Genomic DNA, 20,041 nt, shown 5'->3' on the forward strand with positions numbered 1-20,041 from the left:
GACACCGCGTGTCTGAACAGAACATGATAGAAGTTAATTCAATAGAGAAACGTTATGAGAGGAAGATAGCATTATCTTCCCTTTCTTTTGTTGTAAAAAAAGGCGAACTGGTTGCCCTGATTGGGCCTAGCGGAGCCGGGAAAACGACGCTCCTGAACCTGCTCGCCTCCCTTCTGGAGCCTGACAGCGGCGAGCTGAAGGTGGATGGAAAACCACTCAGCCAATATGCCGACCGCAGGCAGAGAGCAAGGAAGATTGGCCTGATCCGCCAGCAATTCGACCTGGTCGGCCAGCTGGCGGTAATCCATAATGTACTAGCAGGTCGGCTGGCTGAATGGAGCCTGTTAAAATCGTTTGCTTCCTTGTTTATTCCTCAGGAAAAAGACAAGGCGGTGGATGCATTGAAGCGGGTCGGTCTGGAAGATAAGCTGTATGAGCGTACTTCCAACCTATCAGGCGGCGAACAGCAGCGTGTAGCCCTAGCCCGCCTGCTGATGCAAAAACCGGAGGTCATCCTCGCCGACGAACCTGTTGCCTCGCTTGACCCCGCCCGCTCCGAAGACATCCTTGCGATGCTCACCGGGCTTGCCAAGCAGGAAAACCAGACGGTCGTAGCCAGCCTGCACTCGGTTGAATATGCCAGGAAGTATTTCACAAGATTGATTGCCCTAAAAAATGGCGATATCTTTTTTGACCTGCCTTCACACCAGGTAACAGAACAGCAGCTTCAGGAGCTTTACCAGCTAAAGGAGCTTAACTGACATGCTATCTTTCGACCTTCATAAAAGAAAGCTCCTAACCGCCTTTTTGCTGCTCCTGTTCGCCTGGAGCCTTTTCGGGGTGAACTGGCAGGAAGGTGTTTTGCACTCGAGCGGCCTAGGCACGGCCATGGAGATTTTTGCGGCCATGTTCCAGCCTGACCTGTCGGCAGACATCATCAGGCTGGCGGTCCATTCGTCATGGATCACCCTTGCCTATGCCACTGCCGGCATCTCTCTGGCACTGATTCTTGCGCTTGTTTTCGGGATCCTCGCCTCAGGTGTGCTGGCAGGAGGCAAAGGATCAAGGAAGATGATGAAAGGGTTCTTCCGCGGCGTCCTCGGCTTTATGCGTGCCATTCATGAACTTGTCTGGGCATGGCTGTTCGTCGCCTCCTTCGGCCTTACGCCTTACGCAGCTGTCTTTGCGCTTGCCATTCCGTACGGGGGCATTCTTGGCAGGATTTTTGCCGACATGATCAACGACGTACCCGAGGAGCCTATCCAGGCACTAAGGGCCGCTGGCGCCTCGAGGCTGCAATGCCTGTTTTACGGCTATTTGCCGAGTGTAAAGGCCAGCATGATCAGCTACACGATGTACCGGTATGAATGTGCGGTCAGGTCCTCGGCCATCATGAGCTTCGTTGGCCTTGGCGGCCTCGGCTACCAGATTCAGCTGTCCCTCGATGACCTGCATTATGATGAAGTGTGGACCTTTATGTACTTCCTCATCCTTCTTATCATCCTGATCGACGGTTGGAGCAATATGCTTAGAAAGAGGATGGCATTATGAGAAAACGGACTTTCAACTTTACGACGCTTTCTGTTCTTGCCTTCTTCCTTCTGATCGGAGCTTCCTGGTATCAGGTTATCGGAGTGGAAAAGGCAAGCCTTGCGTCCTTGTTTTCAAACGACAACCTGCAGTATGCGAAAAAATTCTTCAGCGGCCTCTTTGGCATCGGGCAGACGGAAGTGGCGTTTTTTAACAAAGACAGCTGGTCAGATGCGTTCAGGCTGACGATTGAAACCCTGCAAATGAGCATCATGGCGATTGGGTTTTCGACCATTGTCATGTTCCTCACAGTGATTCCGGCAGCGCGCAACGTGGCCGACGGAAGCCTGACTCTTACAAGGAAATGGTACCGCTGGATTGTGTTTGGGCTGATCCGGATCAGCTATATATTCAGCCGGGCGATTCCCGAACTGCTCTGGGCGATGATTGTCATTTTCATCTTCAAGCCGGGTATCCTCCCTGGAGCAATCGCACTTGCCCTTCACAACTTTGGCATTCTCGGGAAGCTGTGCGCGGAAGTAATCGAGGACAGTGACCCACGCCCTGTCCGGAACCTCGCGTCCGCTGGGGCTTCGCGTCCGCAGCTATTGCTCTACGGAGTGCTCCCGACCGTATTGCCGAAGTTTTTGACTTATATCCTGTACCGCTGGGAAGTCATCATGCGGACAACCATCGTCGTCGGCTTTGTCGGCGCAGGCGGGCTCGGCCAGCAGTTCAAGCTCAGCATGAGTTTTTTCCACTATACCGAAATCACTCTGCTGCTGATCTGTTATCTGATTCTGGTCATCATCGCCGATTATATCTCCGAAAAATCAAGGTTTTTTGTAAAATAAAAAGCCGGGCGTCTCTGCCCGGCTTTTGTCATTTTAGAAGATTTTGCACTTGGATACCTGTCCGTTCCTGCGCATTTTAATTACTCAGCCACTTTCTGTTCTTCCCCGCCAAACCCTAGTGCGGCGTCAATCATCTGATCCAGCCGGATGATGCTTTGGCGCGCACGCTCTTTGTTTATCGTTCGGTAATGATGGGCTCCGCCTTCTTCCTCGTCCTTTTCATCCGCCCATTTAACCACCTTTTGGAGTGTCGTCCGTTCAATATCATTGGTTGGCAGGAAGGAATCGGTGTGAAAAAGAATTGCCAGTGCCGTCGTCTTTGCCCGAACCGGGTTTTCCCCAAGCCTGATCAGCAACTTGTGTGCGCGCTCTGCCCCCTTGATTGGATGAATATCATTCTGCTTATACAGCTCATAGTCCCACTTCCCGTTTCGAAACCAGGTAAAATGGCCGATATCATGAAGAAAGCCGGCTTTTGCGGCAATATCCACATCCACCCCGTGCTCCTTGGCAAGGTGGAAGGCGTGATAGGCAACGGCAATGGCATGGGCAAATCCCGAGCGCTTCACATACTTTTGAGTGATATGGTGTTCAAATAGATCCAGAAGCGTCACATCCCGCATTCAATTTCCTCCTTCTTTTCAATCAATGCTATCACATGGCAAGTCCCCTCTTTAGGGAACCAATACGCCATCCCGGCAGGAATATTTGGATTTTTGTGAGGATAACACAAACTGCATTGCTTCTCAACCTTTTTGTGATATATTCTAGCATTTAACTCATGCTTAACTCCAAAGATATTTTTCCCCTTCTTTGCCTAAAAACAAACAGGAGCCTGCCGTCTGGCAGAGGACCATGCGCCCTTCACTGAGGCCAGCAGGCGAGACAGGAGGATTTCCCCATTTTATTTCCTTACGGTTTGTACTCCATTCCCAGGGGTATATAAAGAGTGCAAGGCCAAAACAAAACAGAAGGGACTGGTTAAATTGCAAGATTTAACGGCGACTTCAGAATTAGTCTTTGGCATTGCAATCTGTGAGGGTTTTGCCGACAGGGCGATTGGCACCTTGGCCATGAATCGATATATTTAACATCGATACCTCCCCATCAGGCACTCCTATCACATGTCCTAATTAATGGGACAGAAAAAAGGTGCGAACCGAATGGTTTGCACCTTTTTTCTGTTTTCAGCCTTGGAGTTTTAAAAGATTCAAAACAGTGAAACGTTTGGTAAAAAATGGATGTTTTCTTGCTGCTATCCAAAGGTATGGATTAATAGATTACTGGGAAAGGAGCAATGCAGTTGAAAAAGAAATGGCCTTTACTCGCTTCCACCCTATTTGCCTCAGGTATGATTGTCGCTGGATGTTCAGGCGCGGAAGACCCGGCACCTCCTGCAGATGATCCTGTAATCGAAGAAGATCAAGCCCCTGAAGAGAATCAGGTGCCTGAAAATAACGGCAACAACCTCGGAGACCCTGACACCGACGGCGGCACCACCAATGATGGTACTACAAATGATGGTACTACAAATGATGGTACAAATGGCGGCAGCCCGGATGGCGGGATGACTGGCGGCGGAACGAACGGTGAAATGAATGGTGATGTTGAAGCTCCTGAAGATGGCGGAACGAGCGGCGAGGAGTTCGAAACAGAGGAATAACGCAAAAAACCCTTTCCAATTACGGAAAGGGTTTTTATGTTTTATGGATTTGTCGACCAAAGACCGGTCGATTTTACGAACACTCTAGGGTGGAGCTTCAGCTGTGCGACCATCATTTCGGCCAGATCCTCTGGCTGCATCACGTTGTCGGTGTTTTCGCCAACCAGCTTGTTTTCGACAGCAAGGTCTGTCGCCACTGTGCTTGGAGTCATCGCTGTCACCCTGATATTATGCTTCCTGACTTCCATCAGCAGGGACTCTGTCAAGCCAAGCACCCCGAATTTCGAAGCGCTGTAGGCACTTGTTACCGGCGCCCCCTTCTGGCCGGCTGTCGAGGAGATATTGATAATGTCGCCCGATTTCTTTTCCATCATTCCCGGTAGGACCGCCCTGGTTACATAATAGGTTCCCAGCAGGTTGACCTGGATGATTTGTTCCCATTCCTGGGGATCCAGTTCCAGGAAACCGCCAAATTTGGCAATACCCGCATTATTGATCAGGATGTCTATTGAGCCTAGTTCGGATGTGATATGTTCAACTGCATTCTCGACAGATTGCCGGTCGCCAACGTCTGCCGCTGCACCCGAAACATTGACTCCATACTGTTCCAGTTCAGCTGTGACTTTTTCAAGGTTGTCCATATTCTTGCCCAGCAGGCCGATATGGACTCCCTCAGCGGCAAGCGCTATGGCTGCAGCCCGGCCAATCCCCCTTCCTGCTCCGGTGATCAATGCTGTTTTGCCTTTTAAAGATTGCATTATAAAACTCCTTTCAGTACAGCGTTAAGAATGCCTGATTGCATCCTACAAGCTAGTTTACCCAAAAGTGGGCCCGCTGTCTCGAATGGAGCATCGAGGTCAATAAGCGGCCATTTTACTTTTATACCAACAGTCCCTATTAACGCAAATTCCCGGTGCTCTCTTTTTCTTTTTTGCGCTAACAACCGCTGTTAACGCAATTATTCCGAGCTCTCTTCTCTTTTTTGCGCCAACAAGCCCTATTGGCGCAGATTTCGTGGGGCTCCTCTTCTTATTTACGTTAATAAGCCCTGTTAACGTAATTTCACAGGAATCTCTCTTCTTTATTGCGCCAACAAGCCCATTTAACGCAAAATCCCGGGGCTCTCTCCTCTTTTTTGCGCCAACAAGCCGTAACGGAGCAGGGACACCTTAAATTATCTACACAAGTATAAACAAAAACTGGCCGCATTGGCGGCCAGTGTGGTTCCTCATTATAACGGCAGAAGCTTTACTGTCTGCCTGTTTTTTAATTGATTAATCATATCTAACCATTCCTGCGGCTTATTATCCAGTACAGAGTAATAGACCGTCAGGAAATCGACGATTTGGGCTGCCGGCAGTTCCTTAACAGAGCTGTCGAGTGGCATGAAGCACAAATCGAGCCCTTCAACGGCCGTGCCGTCATTTTCCCAGGAAGGATGCACATAGGTAAAATCCAGGCGTTCATAGCCAAGATGCGACAATACTTCCCGGCGGACAAATGGATTCATTGTTTGGACACCGCCAAAGTCGTGGTCGCCCCGGCGGTATGGGTCATAAATCTCCGCAAACATCCCAAACAGCTCGACACCCTGTTCCTGCGCCAGGTTGCTGAGGTCTTCCATGCGCTTCTCGGCGATGAAGCGGCCAAGACCGAGGCCAGGCCGGCCGACAATAGTAAAATCGGTCATCGCAATATTCCAGTCAGAATAATAGCGGTATTCGGTTACCCCCACCACTTCACCTTCGTGCACAGCAACAAAGACGCGGATGGAAGGATCCTCAAGCGGCTCCTTCCATAAGTCAAATTCAAGCACCTCTTCAGGGGGAAAAACTTCCTTCATCAAGTTATGGAGCTTGGCAAAAAGTGGATCCTCTATAGAATTAACTCGGATATATTCCATGGTCTATTTAGCTCCTTTTCAAACTTTCTTCCTGTTCCCAATCCGTGTACAAATCGGTGCGGCGGTCGCGCCATGTTGTCACTGAGCCGCGCTCGCGCACTTCATACAGCAGGCTAAGGTCAAGATCGGCGGTGACAATCATGTCATTGTTCAGCTCGCCTTCCGCCAGCAGGCCTTTAGGCGGGAAAGGAATATCATTCGGAGTGATAATGGCTGCCTGCCCAAAATTGGCCCTCATGAAATCAACAGTCGGCAGAGCACCTACTGTTCCTGTCAACACCACATAAACCTGGTTTTCAATCGCCCTCGCATGGCTTGTATAGCGAACACGGTGGAAACCATGGCGGTCATCTGTGCAGGAAGGGCAGAAAATCACATCCGCGCCTTTGGCCTTCGCCATCCGGACAATTTCCGGGAACTCGATATCATAGCAAGTCAACAAAGCAATCCTGCCCTTTTCGGTATCGAATACCCTGAAACTGTCGCCTGCAGACATATTCCACTCTTCCACTTCAGTCGGTGTGATATGCAGCTTGGCCTGCTCTTCAATCCTGCCGTCCGGATAGAACAAATGGGCCACATTATATAATTTTCCTTCACGGGCGAGTACATGTGTACCCCCGATTATATGCATCTTTGTATTCAAGGCGAACTGCTGGAACAAGTTCAGATACTGTTCCGTAAATCCCGGCAATTCGTTAATCGTCAGCCGTGTTCCCTGCTCACTGCCGATGGAAAGCAATTGGGTAGTAAAAAATTCAGGAAACAGCACAAATTCAGAACCATATTCCTGTGCTGTTTTTATATAGTGCTCACATTGAGCAGCAAATTCTTCAAACGACCTGATCGTATGAAGATGATATTGAACGGCAGATACTCTTAATTTCATACCCAATCCCTCCAGGCAAAAAAATAATAAGTCTCGAAACAAGGGAATCGAAACATCGAGACTCATTATAAAACATTCGCATGAAATTGAATATAGTTTTTTGCCTTTTTTTTAGCGGACAGCTGTCCAATTTTTATAGAGGTTCCTTATACACGAAAAAGCCTGGCCAAGCAGGCCAGGCTTTTTTAACTAACCCTCGTATCTTCGAGCAGATGTTTCACCGCGTGCAGGTCGACTCCCTTTGTTTCTGCCAGAATTTCCACCGTATGTTCCACTTCCTCTTCCGTGAACCGTTCCCTTCTCAGCACTTCAATCGCTTTAGACAATTCCACTTACGTCCACTCCTCTGCCTTTTTTACTTTATATAAACCTAAACGGTCTCTCTTAAACATAATGAAGCAGACCAATAAATGGAATTTACGGAATATATTTATCGGAATTTACAGAAATTACATAGCGAAATAAACCGGAACATACGATATTTTGTCGAAAGCCTGCCGGCTACGAAGTCAGAAACCTGTCGCATCCTGCGCTTGCCCGAGAAATAATCTCCCTAGCGGACACCGTTGTCAATCTGCAGCTGTCCCCTGTTTGTATCCAAAATGGCGTTTACACCAAGAGGTATGCCGAAATTCGGGCTGCAATGGCCAGCTTTAAGGCCATGAACCGCCGGCCGGTTGGCCACCTTCAAGTAGTGTTCCAGAACCTCAGCCAGCTCAAATGAAGGCTTGTCTTCCGTTGTGCAGTCATGAAAATCGCCAAGCACGATTCCTGCCGCATTTTGCAGTTTTCCGGCGAGTAAAAGCTGGTTTAGCATCCTGTCGACGGAGCGCGGTTCCTCGTTGATTTCTTCCATAAACAAGATCTTCCCTGTTGTCTCGATCTCATAAGGCGTTCCGAGCGTGCTCGTCATCAATGTCAAATTTCCGCCTGTAAGCCGTCCAAAAGCCAGCCCGTCCACGACTGTTTGCAATGGGGGATGGCCACCGTAAGGAAAGGACTGCTGCTGATCACTGAACACTTGCTGAAAACTCTCCCTGGTATCGGGGTCTATGCTCTCCCGGCCAAAATCGGAGGCAATCATCGGCCCATGAAAAGTGACCAGGCCGGTGTTTTTGGCTATGGCCAAATGTAAAAACGTAATGTCGCTGTACCCCCAGAATATCTTCGGGTTTTTGCTGATCAATGAATAATCCAACAGTGTTGCCATCCTGGCGCTGCCATACCCGCCGCGGGCACAGAAAATGGCTTTGATCTCCCTGTCCCTGAACATTCTGTGCAAATCTTCCGCCCTTTCCTCGTCGCTGCCCGCAAGATAGCCCCATTCCTTATGCACATGTTCTCCAAGTTGTACTTGCAGCCCTGATTCCACCAGGAACTGTACCCCTTTTTCCAGTGCCTGGCGCTTAGGCGTTCCCGCAGGCGCCACCACTCCAACTGTATCGCCTTTCATTAATTTCATTGGTTTTATCATATGCCCGTCCCCCTGTTCAGAGGTATCTATATGAGCCAGATTTCCTTTTATGACAAAAGCAGGCAGGTGTCATCACAAAAAAAGTACAAGCATATAGTTGTAGAAGCACATGCAAAGGGGGCTGGAATAATGATTAGGACGGGGGTAAGAGCGGGCTTGTTCCTGCTTTTGTTTTTAGGTGCGCTCGAGCTTGTCATTACAGAGCTTGAGCGATATTTTCCCGATGAGGACGCTGTCACGGTTTCTTCCTTTAAAAGCGAAGAGGAGCTTCGCGAAGAGATGCTGCCGCAGCTGGAAATGTTCCTGGTCGGCCGGGAGGAAGTGGATGGCTATATGGTCGAGACGTACCGGGAATATGAAATTATTAAAGATTCAGAGGGGAAGCTTATCCAAAAGACTGCGACCGAAAATTACGAGTATATCCGCTATAAACAGTAAAAGCACTATCCTGGAAGGACAGTGCTTTCCGCTCTTTAGACAGTAACGCCAACAAAGAATTCTTCGTACAGGGCTTTTACCGCTTTCTTTTCATCTGCCTCGATGACGCCGAACATCATGCTCACTTCGGAGGAACCCTGGTTGATCATCTCAATGTTCACGCCACTCGCTGCCAAAGCTTTTGCCGCCCGGGCCATTGTTCCGACATTGCAGCGCATGCCTTCGCCTACCACCATGATCAGGCTGAGGTCATGCTGGACTTTGACTTCGTCCGCCCCAAGCTCGGTTTGGATTCTTTGCAGGATATCTTTTTCCAGCACATAATTCAGCTGGTCCTGGCGCAGGATGATCGAGATATCATCGATCCCGGATGGAAGATGCTCGTAGGAAAGATGGTATTCCTCGAGAATCTGCAGCAGCTTGCGTCCAAACCCGATTTCGCGGTTCATCAGGTATTTGCTGACATAAATGCTGCAAAAACCGCCGTCACTGGCAATGCCGACTACCGGGCCATTCTGGTTTTTCCGCTGATGGACAATCCTTGTTCCCAGAGCCTCCGGGTTGTTTGTATTTTTAACATGGACGGGAATTTCCGCATGGAAAGCAGGCATCAAAGCCTCATCATGGAAAACGGAAAACCCTGCATAGGAAAGCTCCCGCATTTCCCGATATGTGAGCTCCCTGATTTCCTTTGGATTTTTGACAATGGACGGATTTACAGAATAAACCGCATCGACATCCGTGAAATTCTCATATACTTCGGCTTTAATTCCATTTGCGACAATTGAGCCGGTAATATCCGATCCGCTCCTGGAGAAAGTGGCAATATCACCTTCCTTTGTATAGCCAAAGAATCCAGGAAAGATCAGGATTCCGGACTTTTTCCGGAGTTCGTACAAATTCTCATAGGCCTCAGGCAATACCTGTGCATTCCCCGGCTCATCACTGACAAACAAGCCCGCATCCTTCGGGTTTATATAGCTCGCTTCCACGCCCCTGGACTGGAAATAGGCAGCAACAAGCTTGGCATTATTATCTTCCCCGCTCGCTTTTACCGATTCGATGAAATGATCCCTGCTTTTCGATGTGTCAGCCAGAAGCTGCATGAAACTGTCTGTAATGATTTCGATGATTTCATCCCCGAGCTCCAGTTCACGGGCAATGCTGGAATACCTTTGGATAACAGCATCAAAGTACTCCCCGGCTTCTCCTGTCTCCAGCATATGCTCTGCACAGGCAATCAAAAGATCGGTTACCTTTATATCATCAGGGTACCGCTTCCCAGGTGCGGATACGACTACCACCTTTCGCTCAGAATCCGAAACAACGATGTTATATACTTTTTCCAACTGTTCCCCGGAAGCTAACGACGAACCTCCGAATTTTACGACTTTCATTTGGCCATCCTCCGCAAAAGTTTTATTTTTCATTATGCCCCTAAAGTTTTGAAGATGCAAGAATTTTCTATCTAATTCTTGTTTCGGCAGGGACTCGCCATAAAAAAAAGCTGCAAGGCAGCTTCAGGGTAATACTATTGATTCTTAAGCAGCATCAGGAAAGATGTTACGGCCTGATGCCGATCAGCTTAAGGAAATGGGTGAGGATCCTTGCAGTCAGGCCCCAAATGACTTGTCCCTCATAATGGTAAAAATACTCATCCATTTGCCTTGCCTGCCAATTATAATTCTCACCACCGACAATCAGGTCAAAAGGAAATCCATCCTCAGGCTGCACCTGAAAATTGATTTTATGGGTATCAGGCTCTGTATCCTTGAAGAATGAAAGGGGAACTGTGAAAATATCGCCTACCTCGTCAGGGTTAGGGGAGATTTTAGCCGGATTGGCAATCACACCGGCAAATGGATAGATGATCGTCCCAAAAGCGGAAACCATGTAATCGAGGGGGATGACATCGGTAATATCGCTTTCTTCAAGTCCGAGCTCTTCCATTGTCTCCCTGATGGCACCATATTTTTCATCCGGGTCGCTTTCATCCAGTTTCCCTCCAGGAAAGCATACCTCCCCTGGCTGCCTGCGCAAATGGTTCGCCCTCACCTCAAACAGTACATGAGCCTCATTGTCCACCTCGACAAGCGGGAGCAGCACAGCAAACCGGAAAAAATCCTCCTGCCCTAAAATACCGGGAGTTCTGCCGCTAAATTTCCTTAACAGTTTATCAGCTTTCATGATTTCACCTCGATTCAAACACAGTTCTATTATACCCCAAATAAAGCAAAACGTGGAAATCAGCGCTTCCCTGTGATGCCGCCATCTTCAGCCCATAGCAAGTAGCCCTCGGTTTGAGCTTAAGGGTTTCTAAAGGTACAATAGGATAAAACAGACAAGGAGCTTCGTCATGGAAAATTATAAAATTTTGTTTCTCGATATTGACGGGACCATCCTCAGGCCCGACAACACCATTGAGGATTCCACGAAAACCGCCGTCTCGGCCATGAAGGAAAAAGGAATTGAGACGGTTCTTGCCACAGGAAGGCCCATCCATGAAATCAGGGAGATAGGCGAAGAGCTGAACATCTCTTCTTATATTGGGTACAATGGGGCATTGGCCATATACAATGAAGAAGAAATCTTTTCGGAACCAATGGATGCCGAAAAAGTCAAAGCCATCCTTGACGTCGCGGAAAAACAGCGGCACGAAGTGGTCCTTTATACAAACAACAGGAACTACTTCACATCAATGGACTCCAGAAAAGTGGAGGACTTTATGCAAATGTTCCATTTGAGGCAAAATGCCCTTTTTACAGAGGATGTGCTTCACGATATTCTTGGGTTGACCATTATCGCCAGAGAGGAAGAGAATCACCGGAAGTATAACCTCGGAAATGACATTCATTTATCGCAGGTTAATATAGAAGGGATGCGCCACTGCTTCGATGTGATCAGGAATAAAGTCAATAAGGGCATCGGCGTCGAATTTTTACTGGACCGCCTCGGGATTCCGCGGGAGGCTTCGATCGCTTTTGGAGACGGGATGAACGATAAGGAAATGCTTGCAGCAGTAGGCGAAGGTTTCGCAATGGGCAATGCCCATGAGGACCTGTTTCCATATGCCAAACATAAAACAACGGCAGTTACCGACTCCGGCATCTACAATGGCCTGAAGCAGCTTGGGTTGTTGGATTAATGGAGTAAACCGCCGGAGTGCAAGGCGGCTGTGCCATGCATGGGGCTTTTGATGGACAGCGGAGTCTGAAGGTGCGCGGCCATCTGACTTTACTACGTTTAAAAAATAAACGGAAAAATTCCGCTTAAATGAGGAAATACTTGTATTTCCCGCAATATAAGCGGAGTTTTTCCGTGTATATTGATTTAATCCTTAGATTTAGTCCTAAAAAGAGGGGTTAATCGGAAAATGTCCGGTTATTTCTGCATTTTTAGCCCCTACTATTTACCTTAACCGGAATTTCTCCGTCTAAAATTCCTTGCCGCACAGGTAATCAACAAAAGATCACTACAGACCCCGTAACCGCCTGCCATTTCCGTACCTATGAATTTATTCCCTGTTCAGCAGATCTTCCCCGGCAATGCCAGGGTTGGTCATTTCGAAAGGATTCAGGATGATATCAAGCTCTTCTTCTGTCAGGACATCATACGCCAGGCACAGTTCCCGCACGGATTTTCCCGTTAAGATCGCTTCCCTGGCGATTCTGGCCACCACTTCATATCCCAGGTGAGGGTTGACCGCAGTTATGATACCGACACTCCGTTCGACGTCCTCCCTTAGCTTCTCCTTATTAGCCTCAATCCCTGCTAAGCAATATTCGGTGAATACCTCAAAAGCATTGTTCATGATGGAAATGGATTGAATCAAATTAAAAATAAGCACCGGTTCCATGACGTTTAACTCCAATTGTCCTGCTTCCGATGCGAGGCAGATGGTATGGTCATTGCCAATCACCTGGAAAGCGACCTGGTTGATGAGCTCGGCCATTACCGGATTCACCTTGCCCGGCATGATGGAAGAGCCAGGCTGGCGCGAAGGCAGGGAAATCTCATTGAAGCCGACACGCGGGCCGGAAGCCATCAAGCGCAAGTCATTGGCAATTTTGGACATATTCATCATGCATACCTTGAGAGAAGCTGAAACCTCGGTGTAAGCATCCGTATTCTGGGTCGCATCAACCAAATGCTCGGCGTTGACGAGCGGCATACGGCTGATATCCGCCAAATGTTCGACAACTCGTGTTATGTATTTGGGATTCGCATTCAGCCCGGTTCCGACAGCCGTAGCCCCCATATTGACCTCATATAGGTGGGTGCGAGTATTGTCTATCCTTCTGATATCCCTGGCTAGCACCCTGCTATATCCTTTGAACTCCTGGCCTAGCCTTATAGGAACGGCATCCTGAAGATGGGTCCTCCCCATTTTGATATATGAGTCGAATTCTTCCGCTTTTTGTTCAAACACGGCGTGCATCTTCTTCATCGTGTACAGCAGCTGTTCCAAGAGTGACAGGACGGAAATGTGCATCGCTGTCGGAAACGCATCATTGGTGGATTGGGCCATATTCACATGGGTATTCGGGCTCAGGCTGAGGTAATCACCCTTTTGTTTTCCAAGGATTTCAAGCGCCCGGTTGGCAATGACTTCATTGGCGTTCATATTGATGGAGGTGCCTGCCCCTCCCTGTATTGGATCGACAATAAACTGGTCATGCCATTCGCCATCGATGATTTCATCTGCGGCTTTCACAATCGCCTCTCCCAGTCCGCTATAGAGCCTGCCGACTTCCATGTTTGCGAGGGCCGCTGCCTTTTTTACCATCGCAAGAGCCCTGATCAATTCCCCGTGGATACGATATCCGGTGATTGGGAAATTTTCAACCGCCCGAAGTGTCTGGATTCCATAATAAGCATCTTCCGGCACTTCCTTTGTTCCAAGAAAGTCTTTTTCTGTTCGTACATTTGCTTCTGCCAAAGCTTTCTCCTCCTACAAGCCTGTAATGTTATTGGATTGTGTCATTCTTATTGTAACCGAAAGACCCCCAACATCCCCAGCAAATTCCCTTCCACTGCCTCATGTTTTTGTCGTAACGCACGTGCATTTGTTGTTTTATGGACCGTCCTGGTGAATCCGCACTTGTTTTGATAGCTTTTGTCACCTTGCAGGAAAAAGGGTGCCCCTGTGCTGAATTGAAATAAAAACCAATTGAGTCCTGCTTTCGATACTCAGGTCTACTAAATAAAGAAAGGGTTGGCAAAAATGAAAGACACTCAATTTATGAAGGCTTACACCATTAAAGAAGTTTCAAGGAAAATCAATGTTCCTTCCGGTACCATCCGTCAATGGGAAAAAGACCTCGAAGGGCTGCTAGTCGTCCCGCGCACCAGACAAGGAGCAAGATTTTATACAGACCAGGAAATCGAACTGCTGGCAAAAATCAAACAAATGCGCAGCAAAAACCTAAGCAAGGATATGATTCGCGAACTTCTGCAAAAACATATGGAGCTTTCTTCAAAAGGGGGTTCCGAACCAGGACCGGCCCCGGCTGCCAACCTGCCGATGGTCCAGGAAAACGCTCATGTCCAGCAGGCACAGCCCCCGGCTCCTCCCAAGCAGCCGGACTTTGATGTCGAAGGCTTTTTCCATGCGCTCGAAGCCTATAAGCAGGATCTCCTTCATGATGTGAAGATGGAAATCCGCCACAATCTCCGCAGTGAAATCGTCGACGAAGTCAAAAAGGACATCGCTTCAGGCTCCCTGCAGACAATCAAGGCCCTTTCCTTATCCATTTCAAGATCCAAGGAAAGGATGAAAGCGGATTTGGACGAGCTTTCAAAACAGGTTGCGAAAGCTTCGGAACATACTTCCGAGACTGTTGAAAACCTGTCCAGCACACTTGTTACGACTGCAAAGGGAACGGAAGAGAAGGTTGGCTCTCTTTCGCAGGACGTTGCGAAGCTTTCGAAAGGCACAGCCAGGGAGCTTTCGAACCTTTCACAGAGCGTTACAAAGGTCACGAGCAGTACCAAGAAGGAGGTTACCGCTCTTAAAGATAATGTCGCCAAGCTGACAAAGGGAACCGCAAAGGAAATGTCGACTCTTTCCAGCAGCATTGCGAAGCTTTCGAAAGGTACTTCCGAAGAGCTCCAGGCCCTGGCTTCACGCTTGGATGAAACCTCTGATGAATTTAAAATATTGACAGAATACATTGCCGAGAACAAGGAAATGACAGCAGCCGAATTAAGCACGCTGAACGAACAGCTTGCCATGGACAGGGAATATTACCTTGAAACGATTAAACTGGAGCGGGAAAATTTCCGCGGCGAAATCCAGCAGCGCGACGAGGTGTTCAAAGGGATGGTCGACACTTTCCGGGAAGCCGCTGCCGCAAAGGCAGACGGCAGCAAAAAATGGTGGAAGCCCTGGAAGTAAAGGAGAAGGCAATCCTTTAAAGGAAAGAGCGATAATTTACAAAAAACAACCATCTCCAACAGCTTAAAGAGCCATCCAGGAAAAATCCCGGCTGGCTCTTTGTCATTTAGGTCGATGGTCAAGGAAATTCTGATAAGCGAAACCCCTCACCTGTTCCTCGCTGAAATGCTTCAGCAGCTCATTGATCAGGTTTGGATACAGCGAAGCGTTCTCCAGGCCGCTTACATGGCTGGAAATTCCGTCAAAGTCTGAACCAAAGCCAAGGTTATTCACACCGCCAAGCGCGCAGAAGCGGTCGATATGGCGGACCACATCCTGAACATTCGCTTTCCCTCCTTCGACGACAAAATCCGGAAAAAATACAACATGCAGCATGCCGTTTTTTTCAAACAGCGCGCTCGCCTGCTGGTCATGCAAATTGCGGACATGATTGCAGAGATGCCGTGAATTGGAATGGCTGGCAATCGGATATTCAGCCACTTCGAGGCAATCCCAGAAAGCTTTTTCACAAAGATGCGAGACATCGGTCAACACTTTATGCTCGTTGTTCAACTGGACAATTTCTTTTCCAAATGAAGTCAGCCCTGCTCCCCGGGGCTCCCCTGCACCATCTGCGGCAAGGTTGGCATTGTTCCAGGTGAGGCCGACTGAACGGACACCAAGCTGGTAGAGGATCCGGAGCTTTCCAAGGTCATTTCCGATCGCATCCACTCCTTCAAGCGAAAGAAACGCACCAACCCTTCCCTTTTCAAGAGTGTCAAAATCCTCCCAGTGCTTAAGATGCTTCATATCCGGATTTCTTCCAAGCACTTCACGATAAAACAAGTCGATTTGTCCAAGAGCTGCATCAAATTTATGCTCCTGCTTGATGTCAGGGTCGATAAAAATGGCAAAGCACTGGACAGCCACGCCTCCTTGCATAAGACGCTGCAGGTTCGCATCCAGCTGTGGTCCATCAGCAAAGCGGAGCTTCCCCTCTGCTTCCTGCAGCTTTAGCAATGCATCGCAATGCAGGTCAATGATATTCACATAAAATCCCCCTTTAAGGACTGGCTTAGCAGATGTACACTCTTAAAAATAATTATACATGAGATTGATTAATGTGTTATTATGTATTACAATTTAGAGTACAATGAATGAATAACCATTCATTTCCAAATGTAAACCGTTCACGACTTTGGCTTAATTACATATTGTAGAATAAAGTCTGCAATTAATAGAGGTGGAAGAACATGCTGGTAATGAAATCATACTTTCTGAGCGAGGTCGAAAGGTACCAAATGGAAACAATCGTCCTCGGCGCAATGAAAGACCTTTCAGAGGCAGAAATTTTGGACCTGGATGACCGTGAATTGATGGAGCTGGCAGACAAGTGCAAGAAAAAGGAACTTATCTAGCGATAAGTTCCTTTTTCTTCATAAAGCGCCCTATCGTTTCGAAGCTCTGTATCCGGCTGCTTTGGCCTCTTCCTCCGAACAGAACCAGACTATATTGTGCTCTGATACTTCATCGTAATAATTGCCTGAAGGCACATGGTAAATTTTTGAGTTTCTGTTTCCTTTTATCTTCCCTTCACACGTACCATCACTTGCTGCTTCGGGAACTTCGCTTTGCTGTTCTGCTGCCTCGGAAGCATATCCCTTTTCCAGGACATAATCCTCAATGCTCCAGATACCATTCCCCGCTGTTTCCGCTTTTCGCTGAACTTCACGGAATGTGTCCACATATTTCGTATTTGGCGGAAAAACGGCGACCCTTGCCAATCCTTCTTCAATCAAAGTCTGATTGAAGAGCTGCTCTCCAAGCCAAACGTAGGCAAGAACACGGCCATAGCGGTCCCTTTCCTGGACATCCAGTTCAAGAAGAACGTCCTTGCCTGTCAGCCGGGAAGTCGTGAATTCCGAAGCTTCCTTGCCAAATGGCTGTACACCCAGCTTCGGGTGCTTCGTCTCAGGGGTATCAATCAAGGTCATCCTTACTGTTTCTTCCCGCCCATTATCGAGCCTTACCTTGAAGGTATCCCCGTCTACCACCGAAAGAACTTTTCCCCTAAGGCCCTCGATGTCCTCGTTAACAGGACTGTCCACTATTTCTTTGGCCTGATTCCGGCTTTCTGGTGATCGTTCCTGGGGAGCAGACTGGTCCTCTGTCTGACGAGGCTCCTCGACAACACCGCCACAGCCTGCCAAAATAAACAGCAGCACTATCAAACTTGCAAACAAATAATTTCTCATCCCGCACTCCTTTAAATCAAAACTCACGATTGCTATTTTACCACACAAACAAAAAGCGTGCCTGACCCCCGGTGCGGTAACGCGTTACCGCATCGGGGGTCAGGCACGCTTTAGTCAGATGAAGCTTCAGTGTTGTTCTTTTTCCAGGATGACGTGGAAGAAGAAGATGGACAAGCCGCTGATGATGATGATCAGGAGCGAGGCAATCGCTGCTTCCTGGATCATTTCATCGCTCGCATACTGGAACGCTTTCGTCGCAAGCGTGTAGAAATTAAATGGCTGAAGAATCAGGGTTAATGGCAGTTCCTTCAATATATCGACAAATACGAGGATGAAGCCGCTGAACACTGCCCCTTTGATCATTTTCAGGTCCACTTTAAAAAAGGTCTTTGTAACCGGCATGCCGAGCAGGCGCGACGCTTCCGTGAACGAACGCCCAACCTTCTCGAACCCTGCCTCAATGGAGTTGTAGCCGATGGCAAGAAACCTGATCACATAGGCGAAAATCAGCATGCTGACACTCAAGCTTAAAATCAATGTCGGCTGCAGGCCGATTGCCTCGTAAAATGTAAACAGCTTTTTATCCAGCGCAATAAAAAGAGTGATGACCCCTATGGCAATAACAGCCCCAGGCATCGAATAGCCAAGGATCGTCACCCTGGACATGGCTTTTGCCACCCTTCCATCCGTGAGCCTTGTATAATTCCCGATTATCAGCGCTGCTGCGACAATCACGCTCGCCGCAATCACTGCGACAAACACCGAGTTCCAAATCAGCCGGAAGAATTCCCCGGTAAAAATAAGCTCATAGGTCATGACGGCCCAATGTACAAGCTGAACAAACGGAATCAGGAAAGCGAGTGAAAAGATGGCAAGGAAATAGGCGAACATTCCCCAGCCCTTCAGGCCGGTTAGCTCCATTTTTTGAATAGGGCGTACTTTGGAAGTGGAGAAGCTATATTTTTTCCGCCCTCTAAACAGTTTTTCAAGGACCAGAATCACAATGACAATGCTCATTAGAATTCCTGCAAGCCGGACAGCCGAGCCATGGTCCCCCATGCCGAACCAGGCCTGGAAAATGGCGGTACTGAAGGTTGGAATCCCGAAATACTTGACGACTCCAAAATCATTCAGGACTTCCAGGACCACAAGGCTTGCTCCGCCAATGATCGCCGTGCGGGAAATGGGGATGACCACCCGGTAAAAGATTTCAAACGAAGAGCTGCCAAGCAGCCTCGCATTTTCAATCAGCGAAGCTGCCTGTTTTTCCAGAAAGCTCCTTGTGATGATATACACGTACGGAAACAAAAACATCGTGAAGATAAACACGGCTCCAGGCATTGTCATGATGTCAAAGTACTTTTGCTGGACCTGGACATCAAAGGAATTCCTCAAAGTGGTCTGGATGACGCCAGTGTAGTTTAAAATACCATGGTAGGTATAGGCTCCTATGTAAGGTGGTATCGCCAGCGGCAAAACGAGCGCCCATTTAAAGAAATTTTTAAAAGGAAAGTCATAGGCCGAGACAAACCACGAAGCGCTCACGCCAATCAGGATGGTAAACAGCGCCGTGAAGATTACGAGAGTCAAAGTATTGAATATATAGCTTTTCAGGAGAAACTCTTTAATATGGTACCAATTCTCATTGGGGGGCGTGAATAGCTGGGCGAATACAGAGATGTTTGGCAGGAGAATGATCAGAACAAACAATAATGTGAGCACAGCCCATCCATTTAGGTGCATTTTCAAGTTTCTTACCCACTGCATTGATTGAACCTTCTTCCCATCCTGTTGTAGGCATCCCCTGCTTTTGACCGGCAGCTGTATGCATTCGTGTGTTGCCCATCCTAAAAACCCTTGCAATCTATCATAACGCTTTTCAGTTTAATTATAATGAAAATCATTCTCAAGTCAATTCAAGTTCAAGGTGTTTCCTAAGTAATAAATGACAATATAGTGAAAACCAGCTGCCGCTCAGCCAAGGGACCGTTAGAGCAAACGCTTTTATACCAGATGATGCTTGACGGCATACAGGGCGGCCTGTGTCCTGTCGGCAACCTCAAGTTTGCCAAGCAGGTTGGAAACATGCGTTTTTACGGTTTTTTCGGTAATGAACAAGGCTGCCGCAATTTCTTTGTTGCTTTTCCCTGATGCGATTTCCCGAAGGACTTCCCTTTCCCTTTTAGTCAGCTGTTCCGCCAGCTGGTTCTCCTTTCTCCGTTCGTTGGACAAGTTGGCGAGAAGCTGTGAAGTGGCCTTCGGATGAAGCTGGCTTTCCCCGGCCATCATCTTTCGGATGCATACCACCAGGTCATCCGGTTCAATATCCTTAAGCTGATACCCTGAAGCGCCTGCTTCCATGGCAGGCAGCACATGGTCCTGGTCGGAAAAGCTGGTAAGGATCATAATTTTTATTTCAGGCTGCTCCTTCTTGATGATTTTCGTCGCCTGTATTCCATCCATCACCGGCATGACAAGGTCCATCAATATCAGGTCAGGTTTTTGAGTCCTGGCCAGTTCAACCGCTTCTTTGCCGTTCCCTGCTTCCCCGATAATTTCAAAATCATGCTGGGTCCGCAGAAAAAAGACCAATCCCCTTCTGACAATATGATGGTCATCGGCAATCAAAATTTTCGTTCCCATATTGTTTCTCTCTCCT

At 48.1% G+C, this 20,041-nt stretch carries 21 protein-coding genes; 8 read left to right on the forward strand and 13 right to left on the reverse strand.

The features are described from left to right. Positions 1 to 8: 8 nt before the first annotated feature. Genes phnC through WQ57_RS27220 form a run of 3 tightly spaced genes read left to right on the forward strand, consistent with a single transcriptional unit; the run spans position 9 to position 2,384 of the window. Positions 9 to 761, forward strand: coding sequence for a phosphonate ABC transporter ATP-binding protein (gene phnC, locus WQ57_RS14130; protein ID WP_052948761.1), 753 nt, complete (start codon positions 9 to 11; stop codon positions 759 to 761). Between the two features lies 1 nt (position 762). Next, on the forward strand, positions 763 to 1,551 hold the full coding sequence (locus tag WQ57_RS27215) for a PhnE/PtxC family ABC transporter permease (RefSeq protein WP_046524434.1): 789 nt from the start codon (positions 763 to 765) through the stop codon (positions 1,549 to 1,551). Next, positions 1,548 to 2,384 carry a PhnE/PtxC family ABC transporter permease gene (locus WQ57_RS27220; RefSeq protein ID WP_046524435.1) on the forward strand — a complete coding sequence of 279 codons (837 nt, stop codon included), beginning with the start codon at positions 1,548 to 1,550 and terminating at the stop codon, positions 2,382 to 2,384. Before WQ57_RS27215 ends, WQ57_RS27220 begins: the two co-directional genes overlap by 4 nt. Before the next feature lie 80 nt (positions 2,385 to 2,464). On the opposite strand, the gene WQ57_RS14145 is transcribed toward WQ57_RS27220, so the two are convergent. Beyond that, positions 2,465 to 3,007 carry an HD domain-containing protein gene (locus WQ57_RS14145; RefSeq protein WP_046524436.1) on the reverse strand — a complete coding sequence of 181 codons (543 nt, stop codon included), beginning with the start codon at positions 3,005 to 3,007 and terminating at the stop codon, positions 2,465 to 2,467. Positions 3,008 to 3,687: 680 nt separating this feature from the next. Between WQ57_RS14145 and WQ57_RS14150 the strand changes: the two genes are divergently transcribed. After that, on the forward strand, positions 3,688 to 4,047 hold the full coding sequence (locus WQ57_RS14150; RefSeq protein ID WP_046524437.1) for a hypothetical protein: 360 nt from the start codon (positions 3,688 to 3,690) through the stop codon (positions 4,045 to 4,047). 41 nt (positions 4,048 to 4,088) lie between these two features. On the opposite strand, the gene WQ57_RS14155 is transcribed toward WQ57_RS14150, so the two are convergent. The 5 genes from WQ57_RS14155 to WQ57_RS14175 form a co-directional block, all read right to left on the reverse strand. Beyond that, complete coding sequence (locus tag WQ57_RS14155; protein WP_046524438.1) at positions 4,089 to 4,805, reverse strand: 3-ketoacyl-ACP reductase; 717 nt, start codon at positions 4,803 to 4,805, stop codon at positions 4,089 to 4,091. Between the two features lie 473 nt (positions 4,806 to 5,278). Beyond that, positions 5,279 to 5,950, reverse strand: coding sequence for a GNAT family N-acetyltransferase (locus WQ57_RS14165; RefSeq protein WP_046524440.1), 672 nt, complete (start codon positions 5,948 to 5,950; stop codon positions 5,279 to 5,281). A 7-nt stretch (positions 5,951 to 5,957) separates the two neighbouring features. Further along, positions 5,958 to 6,839: a carbon-nitrogen hydrolase family protein gene (locus tag WQ57_RS14170; RefSeq protein ID WP_046524441.1), complete on the reverse strand. Its 882-nt coding sequence runs from the start codon at positions 6,837 to 6,839 to the stop codon at positions 5,958 to 5,960. A gap of 185 nt (positions 6,840 to 7,024) precedes the next feature. Then, positions 7,025 to 7,171 (reverse strand): hypothetical protein, encoded by a 147-nt coding sequence (locus WQ57_RS26695; RefSeq protein ID WP_156183147.1) that lies wholly within the window; start codon positions 7,169 to 7,171, stop codon positions 7,025 to 7,027. Positions 7,172 to 7,392: 221 nt separating this feature from the next. Next, a complete protein-coding gene (locus WQ57_RS14175) occupies positions 7,393 to 8,313 on the reverse strand; it encodes a S66 peptidase family protein (protein ID WP_046524442.1) in 921 nt (306 codons plus the stop codon). A gap of 129 nt (positions 8,314 to 8,442) precedes the next feature. Here WQ57_RS14175 and WQ57_RS14180 point away from each other — a divergent pair, with 129 nt between their 5' ends. After that, complete coding sequence (locus WQ57_RS14180; protein WP_156183148.1) at positions 8,443 to 8,751, forward strand: hypothetical protein; 309 nt, start codon at positions 8,443 to 8,445, stop codon at positions 8,749 to 8,751. A 35-nt stretch (positions 8,752 to 8,786) separates the two neighbouring features. On the opposite strand, the gene WQ57_RS14185 is transcribed toward WQ57_RS14180, so the two are convergent. Continuing rightward, a complete protein-coding gene (locus tag WQ57_RS14185) occupies positions 8,787 to 10,148 on the reverse strand; it encodes an aspartate kinase (protein ID WP_046524519.1) in 1,362 nt (453 codons plus the stop codon). 166 nt (positions 10,149 to 10,314) lie between these two features. Next, on the reverse strand, positions 10,315 to 10,938 hold the full coding sequence (locus WQ57_RS14190) for an NUDIX hydrolase (RefSeq protein WP_046524444.1): 624 nt from the start codon (positions 10,936 to 10,938) through the stop codon (positions 10,315 to 10,317). Between the two features lie 169 nt (positions 10,939 to 11,107). Between WQ57_RS14190 and WQ57_RS14195 the strand changes: the two genes are divergently transcribed. Beyond that, positions 11,108 to 11,896 (forward strand): HAD family hydrolase, encoded by a 789-nt coding sequence (locus WQ57_RS14195; protein ID WP_046524445.1) that lies wholly within the window; start codon positions 11,108 to 11,110, stop codon positions 11,894 to 11,896. Between the two features lie 369 nt (positions 11,897 to 12,265). Here WQ57_RS14195 and aspA read toward each other — a convergent pair whose 3' ends face one another. Then, positions 12,266 to 13,690, reverse strand: coding sequence for an aspartate ammonia-lyase (gene aspA, locus WQ57_RS14200; RefSeq protein WP_046524446.1), 1,425 nt, complete (start codon positions 13,688 to 13,690; stop codon positions 12,266 to 12,268). 285 nt (positions 13,691 to 13,975) lie between these two features. On the opposite strand from aspA, the gene WQ57_RS14205 reads away from it, so the two are divergent. Continuing rightward, positions 13,976 to 15,148 (forward strand): MerR family transcriptional regulator, encoded by a 1,173-nt coding sequence (locus WQ57_RS14205; protein WP_084820284.1) that lies wholly within the window; start codon positions 13,976 to 13,978, stop codon positions 15,146 to 15,148. 102 nt (positions 15,149 to 15,250) lie between these two features. On the opposite strand, the gene WQ57_RS14210 is transcribed toward WQ57_RS14205, so the two are convergent. After that, positions 15,251 to 16,177: a dipeptidase gene (locus WQ57_RS14210; protein WP_046524447.1), complete on the reverse strand. Its 927-nt coding sequence runs from the start codon at positions 16,175 to 16,177 to the stop codon at positions 15,251 to 15,253. Between the two features lie 203 nt (positions 16,178 to 16,380). Between WQ57_RS14210 and WQ57_RS27025 the strand changes: the two genes are divergently transcribed. Further along, positions 16,381 to 16,545, forward strand: a complete 165-nt coding sequence (locus WQ57_RS27025) for a hypothetical protein (RefSeq protein ID WP_173427560.1) — start codon at positions 16,381 to 16,383, stop codon at positions 16,543 to 16,545. Between the two features lie 30 nt (positions 16,546 to 16,575). Here WQ57_RS27025 and WQ57_RS14215 read toward each other — a convergent pair whose 3' ends face one another. The 3 genes from WQ57_RS14215 to WQ57_RS14225 all read right to left on the reverse strand — a co-directional run bounded on the left by WQ57_RS14215 (position 16,576) and on the right by WQ57_RS14225 (position 20,025). Beyond that, positions 16,576 to 17,382: a thermonuclease family protein gene (locus WQ57_RS14215; RefSeq protein WP_046524448.1), complete on the reverse strand. Its 807-nt coding sequence runs from the start codon at positions 17,380 to 17,382 to the stop codon at positions 16,576 to 16,578. A gap of 126 nt (positions 17,383 to 17,508) precedes the next feature. Continuing rightward, positions 17,509 to 19,149 (reverse strand): ABC transporter permease, encoded by a 1,641-nt coding sequence (locus WQ57_RS14220; RefSeq protein ID WP_046524449.1) that lies wholly within the window; start codon positions 19,147 to 19,149, stop codon positions 17,509 to 17,511. Positions 19,150 to 19,386: 237 nt separating this feature from the next. Further along, positions 19,387 to 20,025, reverse strand: coding sequence for a response regulator (locus tag WQ57_RS14225; RefSeq protein ID WP_046524450.1), 639 nt, complete (start codon positions 20,023 to 20,025; stop codon positions 19,387 to 19,389). Positions 20,026 to 20,041: the final 16 nt, after the last annotated feature.

It is taken from the genome of Mesobacillus campisalis, from assembly GCF_000986785.1.
GTDB lineage: Bacteria > Bacillota > Bacilli > Bacillales > Cytobacillaceae > Mesobacillus_B > Mesobacillus_B campisalis.

Bases quoted from the DNA above. Each gene is read 5' to 3' on its own strand.
- WQ57_RS27215 (WP_046524434.1), top strand. From the start codon at position 763: ATGCTATCTTTCGACCTTCATAAAAGAAAGCTCCTAACCGCCTTTTTG.
- WQ57_RS27220 (WP_046524435.1), top strand. From the start codon at position 1,548: ATGAGAAAACGGACTTTCAACTTTACGACGCTTTCTGTTCTTGCCTTC.
- WQ57_RS14145 (WP_046524436.1), bottom strand. From the start codon at position 3,007: ATGCGGGATGTGACGCTTCTGGATCTATTTGAACACCATATCACTCAA.
- WQ57_RS14155 (WP_046524438.1), bottom strand. From the start codon at position 4,805: ATGCAATCTTTAAAAGGCAAAACAGCATTGATCACCGGAGCAGGAAGG.
- WQ57_RS14165 (WP_046524440.1), bottom strand. From the start codon at position 5,950: ATGGAATATATCCGAGTTAATTCTATAGAGGATCCACTTTTTGCCAAG.
- WQ57_RS14170 (WP_046524441.1), bottom strand. From the start codon at position 6,839: ATGAAATTAAGAGTATCTGCCGTTCAATATCATCTTCATACGATCAGG.
- WQ57_RS14175 (WP_046524442.1), bottom strand. From the start codon at position 8,313: ATGATAAAACCAATGAAATTAATGAAAGGCGATACAGTTGGAGTGGTG.
- WQ57_RS14180 (WP_156183148.1), top strand. From the start codon at position 8,443: ATGATTAGGACGGGGGTAAGAGCGGGCTTGTTCCTGCTTTTGTTTTTA.
- WQ57_RS14185 (WP_046524519.1), bottom strand. From the start codon at position 10,148: ATGAAAGTCGTAAAATTCGGAGGTTCGTCGTTAGCTTCCGGGGAACAG.
- WQ57_RS14190 (WP_046524444.1), bottom strand. From the start codon at position 10,938: ATGAAAGCTGATAAACTGTTAAGGAAATTTAGCGGCAGAACTCCCGGT.
- WQ57_RS14195 (WP_046524445.1), top strand. From the start codon at position 11,108: ATGGAAAATTATAAAATTTTGTTTCTCGATATTGACGGGACCATCCTC.
- WQ57_RS14205 (WP_084820284.1), top strand. From the start codon at position 13,976: ATGAAAGACACTCAATTTATGAAGGCTTACACCATTAAAGAAGTTTCA.
- WQ57_RS27025 (WP_173427560.1), top strand. From the start codon at position 16,381: ATGCTGGTAATGAAATCATACTTTCTGAGCGAGGTCGAAAGGTACCAA.
- WQ57_RS14215 (WP_046524448.1), bottom strand. From the start codon at position 17,382: ATGAGAAATTATTTGTTTGCAAGTTTGATAGTGCTGCTGTTTATTTTG.
- WQ57_RS14220 (WP_046524449.1), bottom strand. From the start codon at position 19,149: ATGCAGTGGGTAAGAAACTTGAAAATGCACCTAAATGGATGGGCTGTG.
- WQ57_RS14225 (WP_046524450.1), bottom strand. From the start codon at position 20,025: ATGGGAACGAAAATTTTGATTGCCGATGACCATCATATTGTCAGAAGG.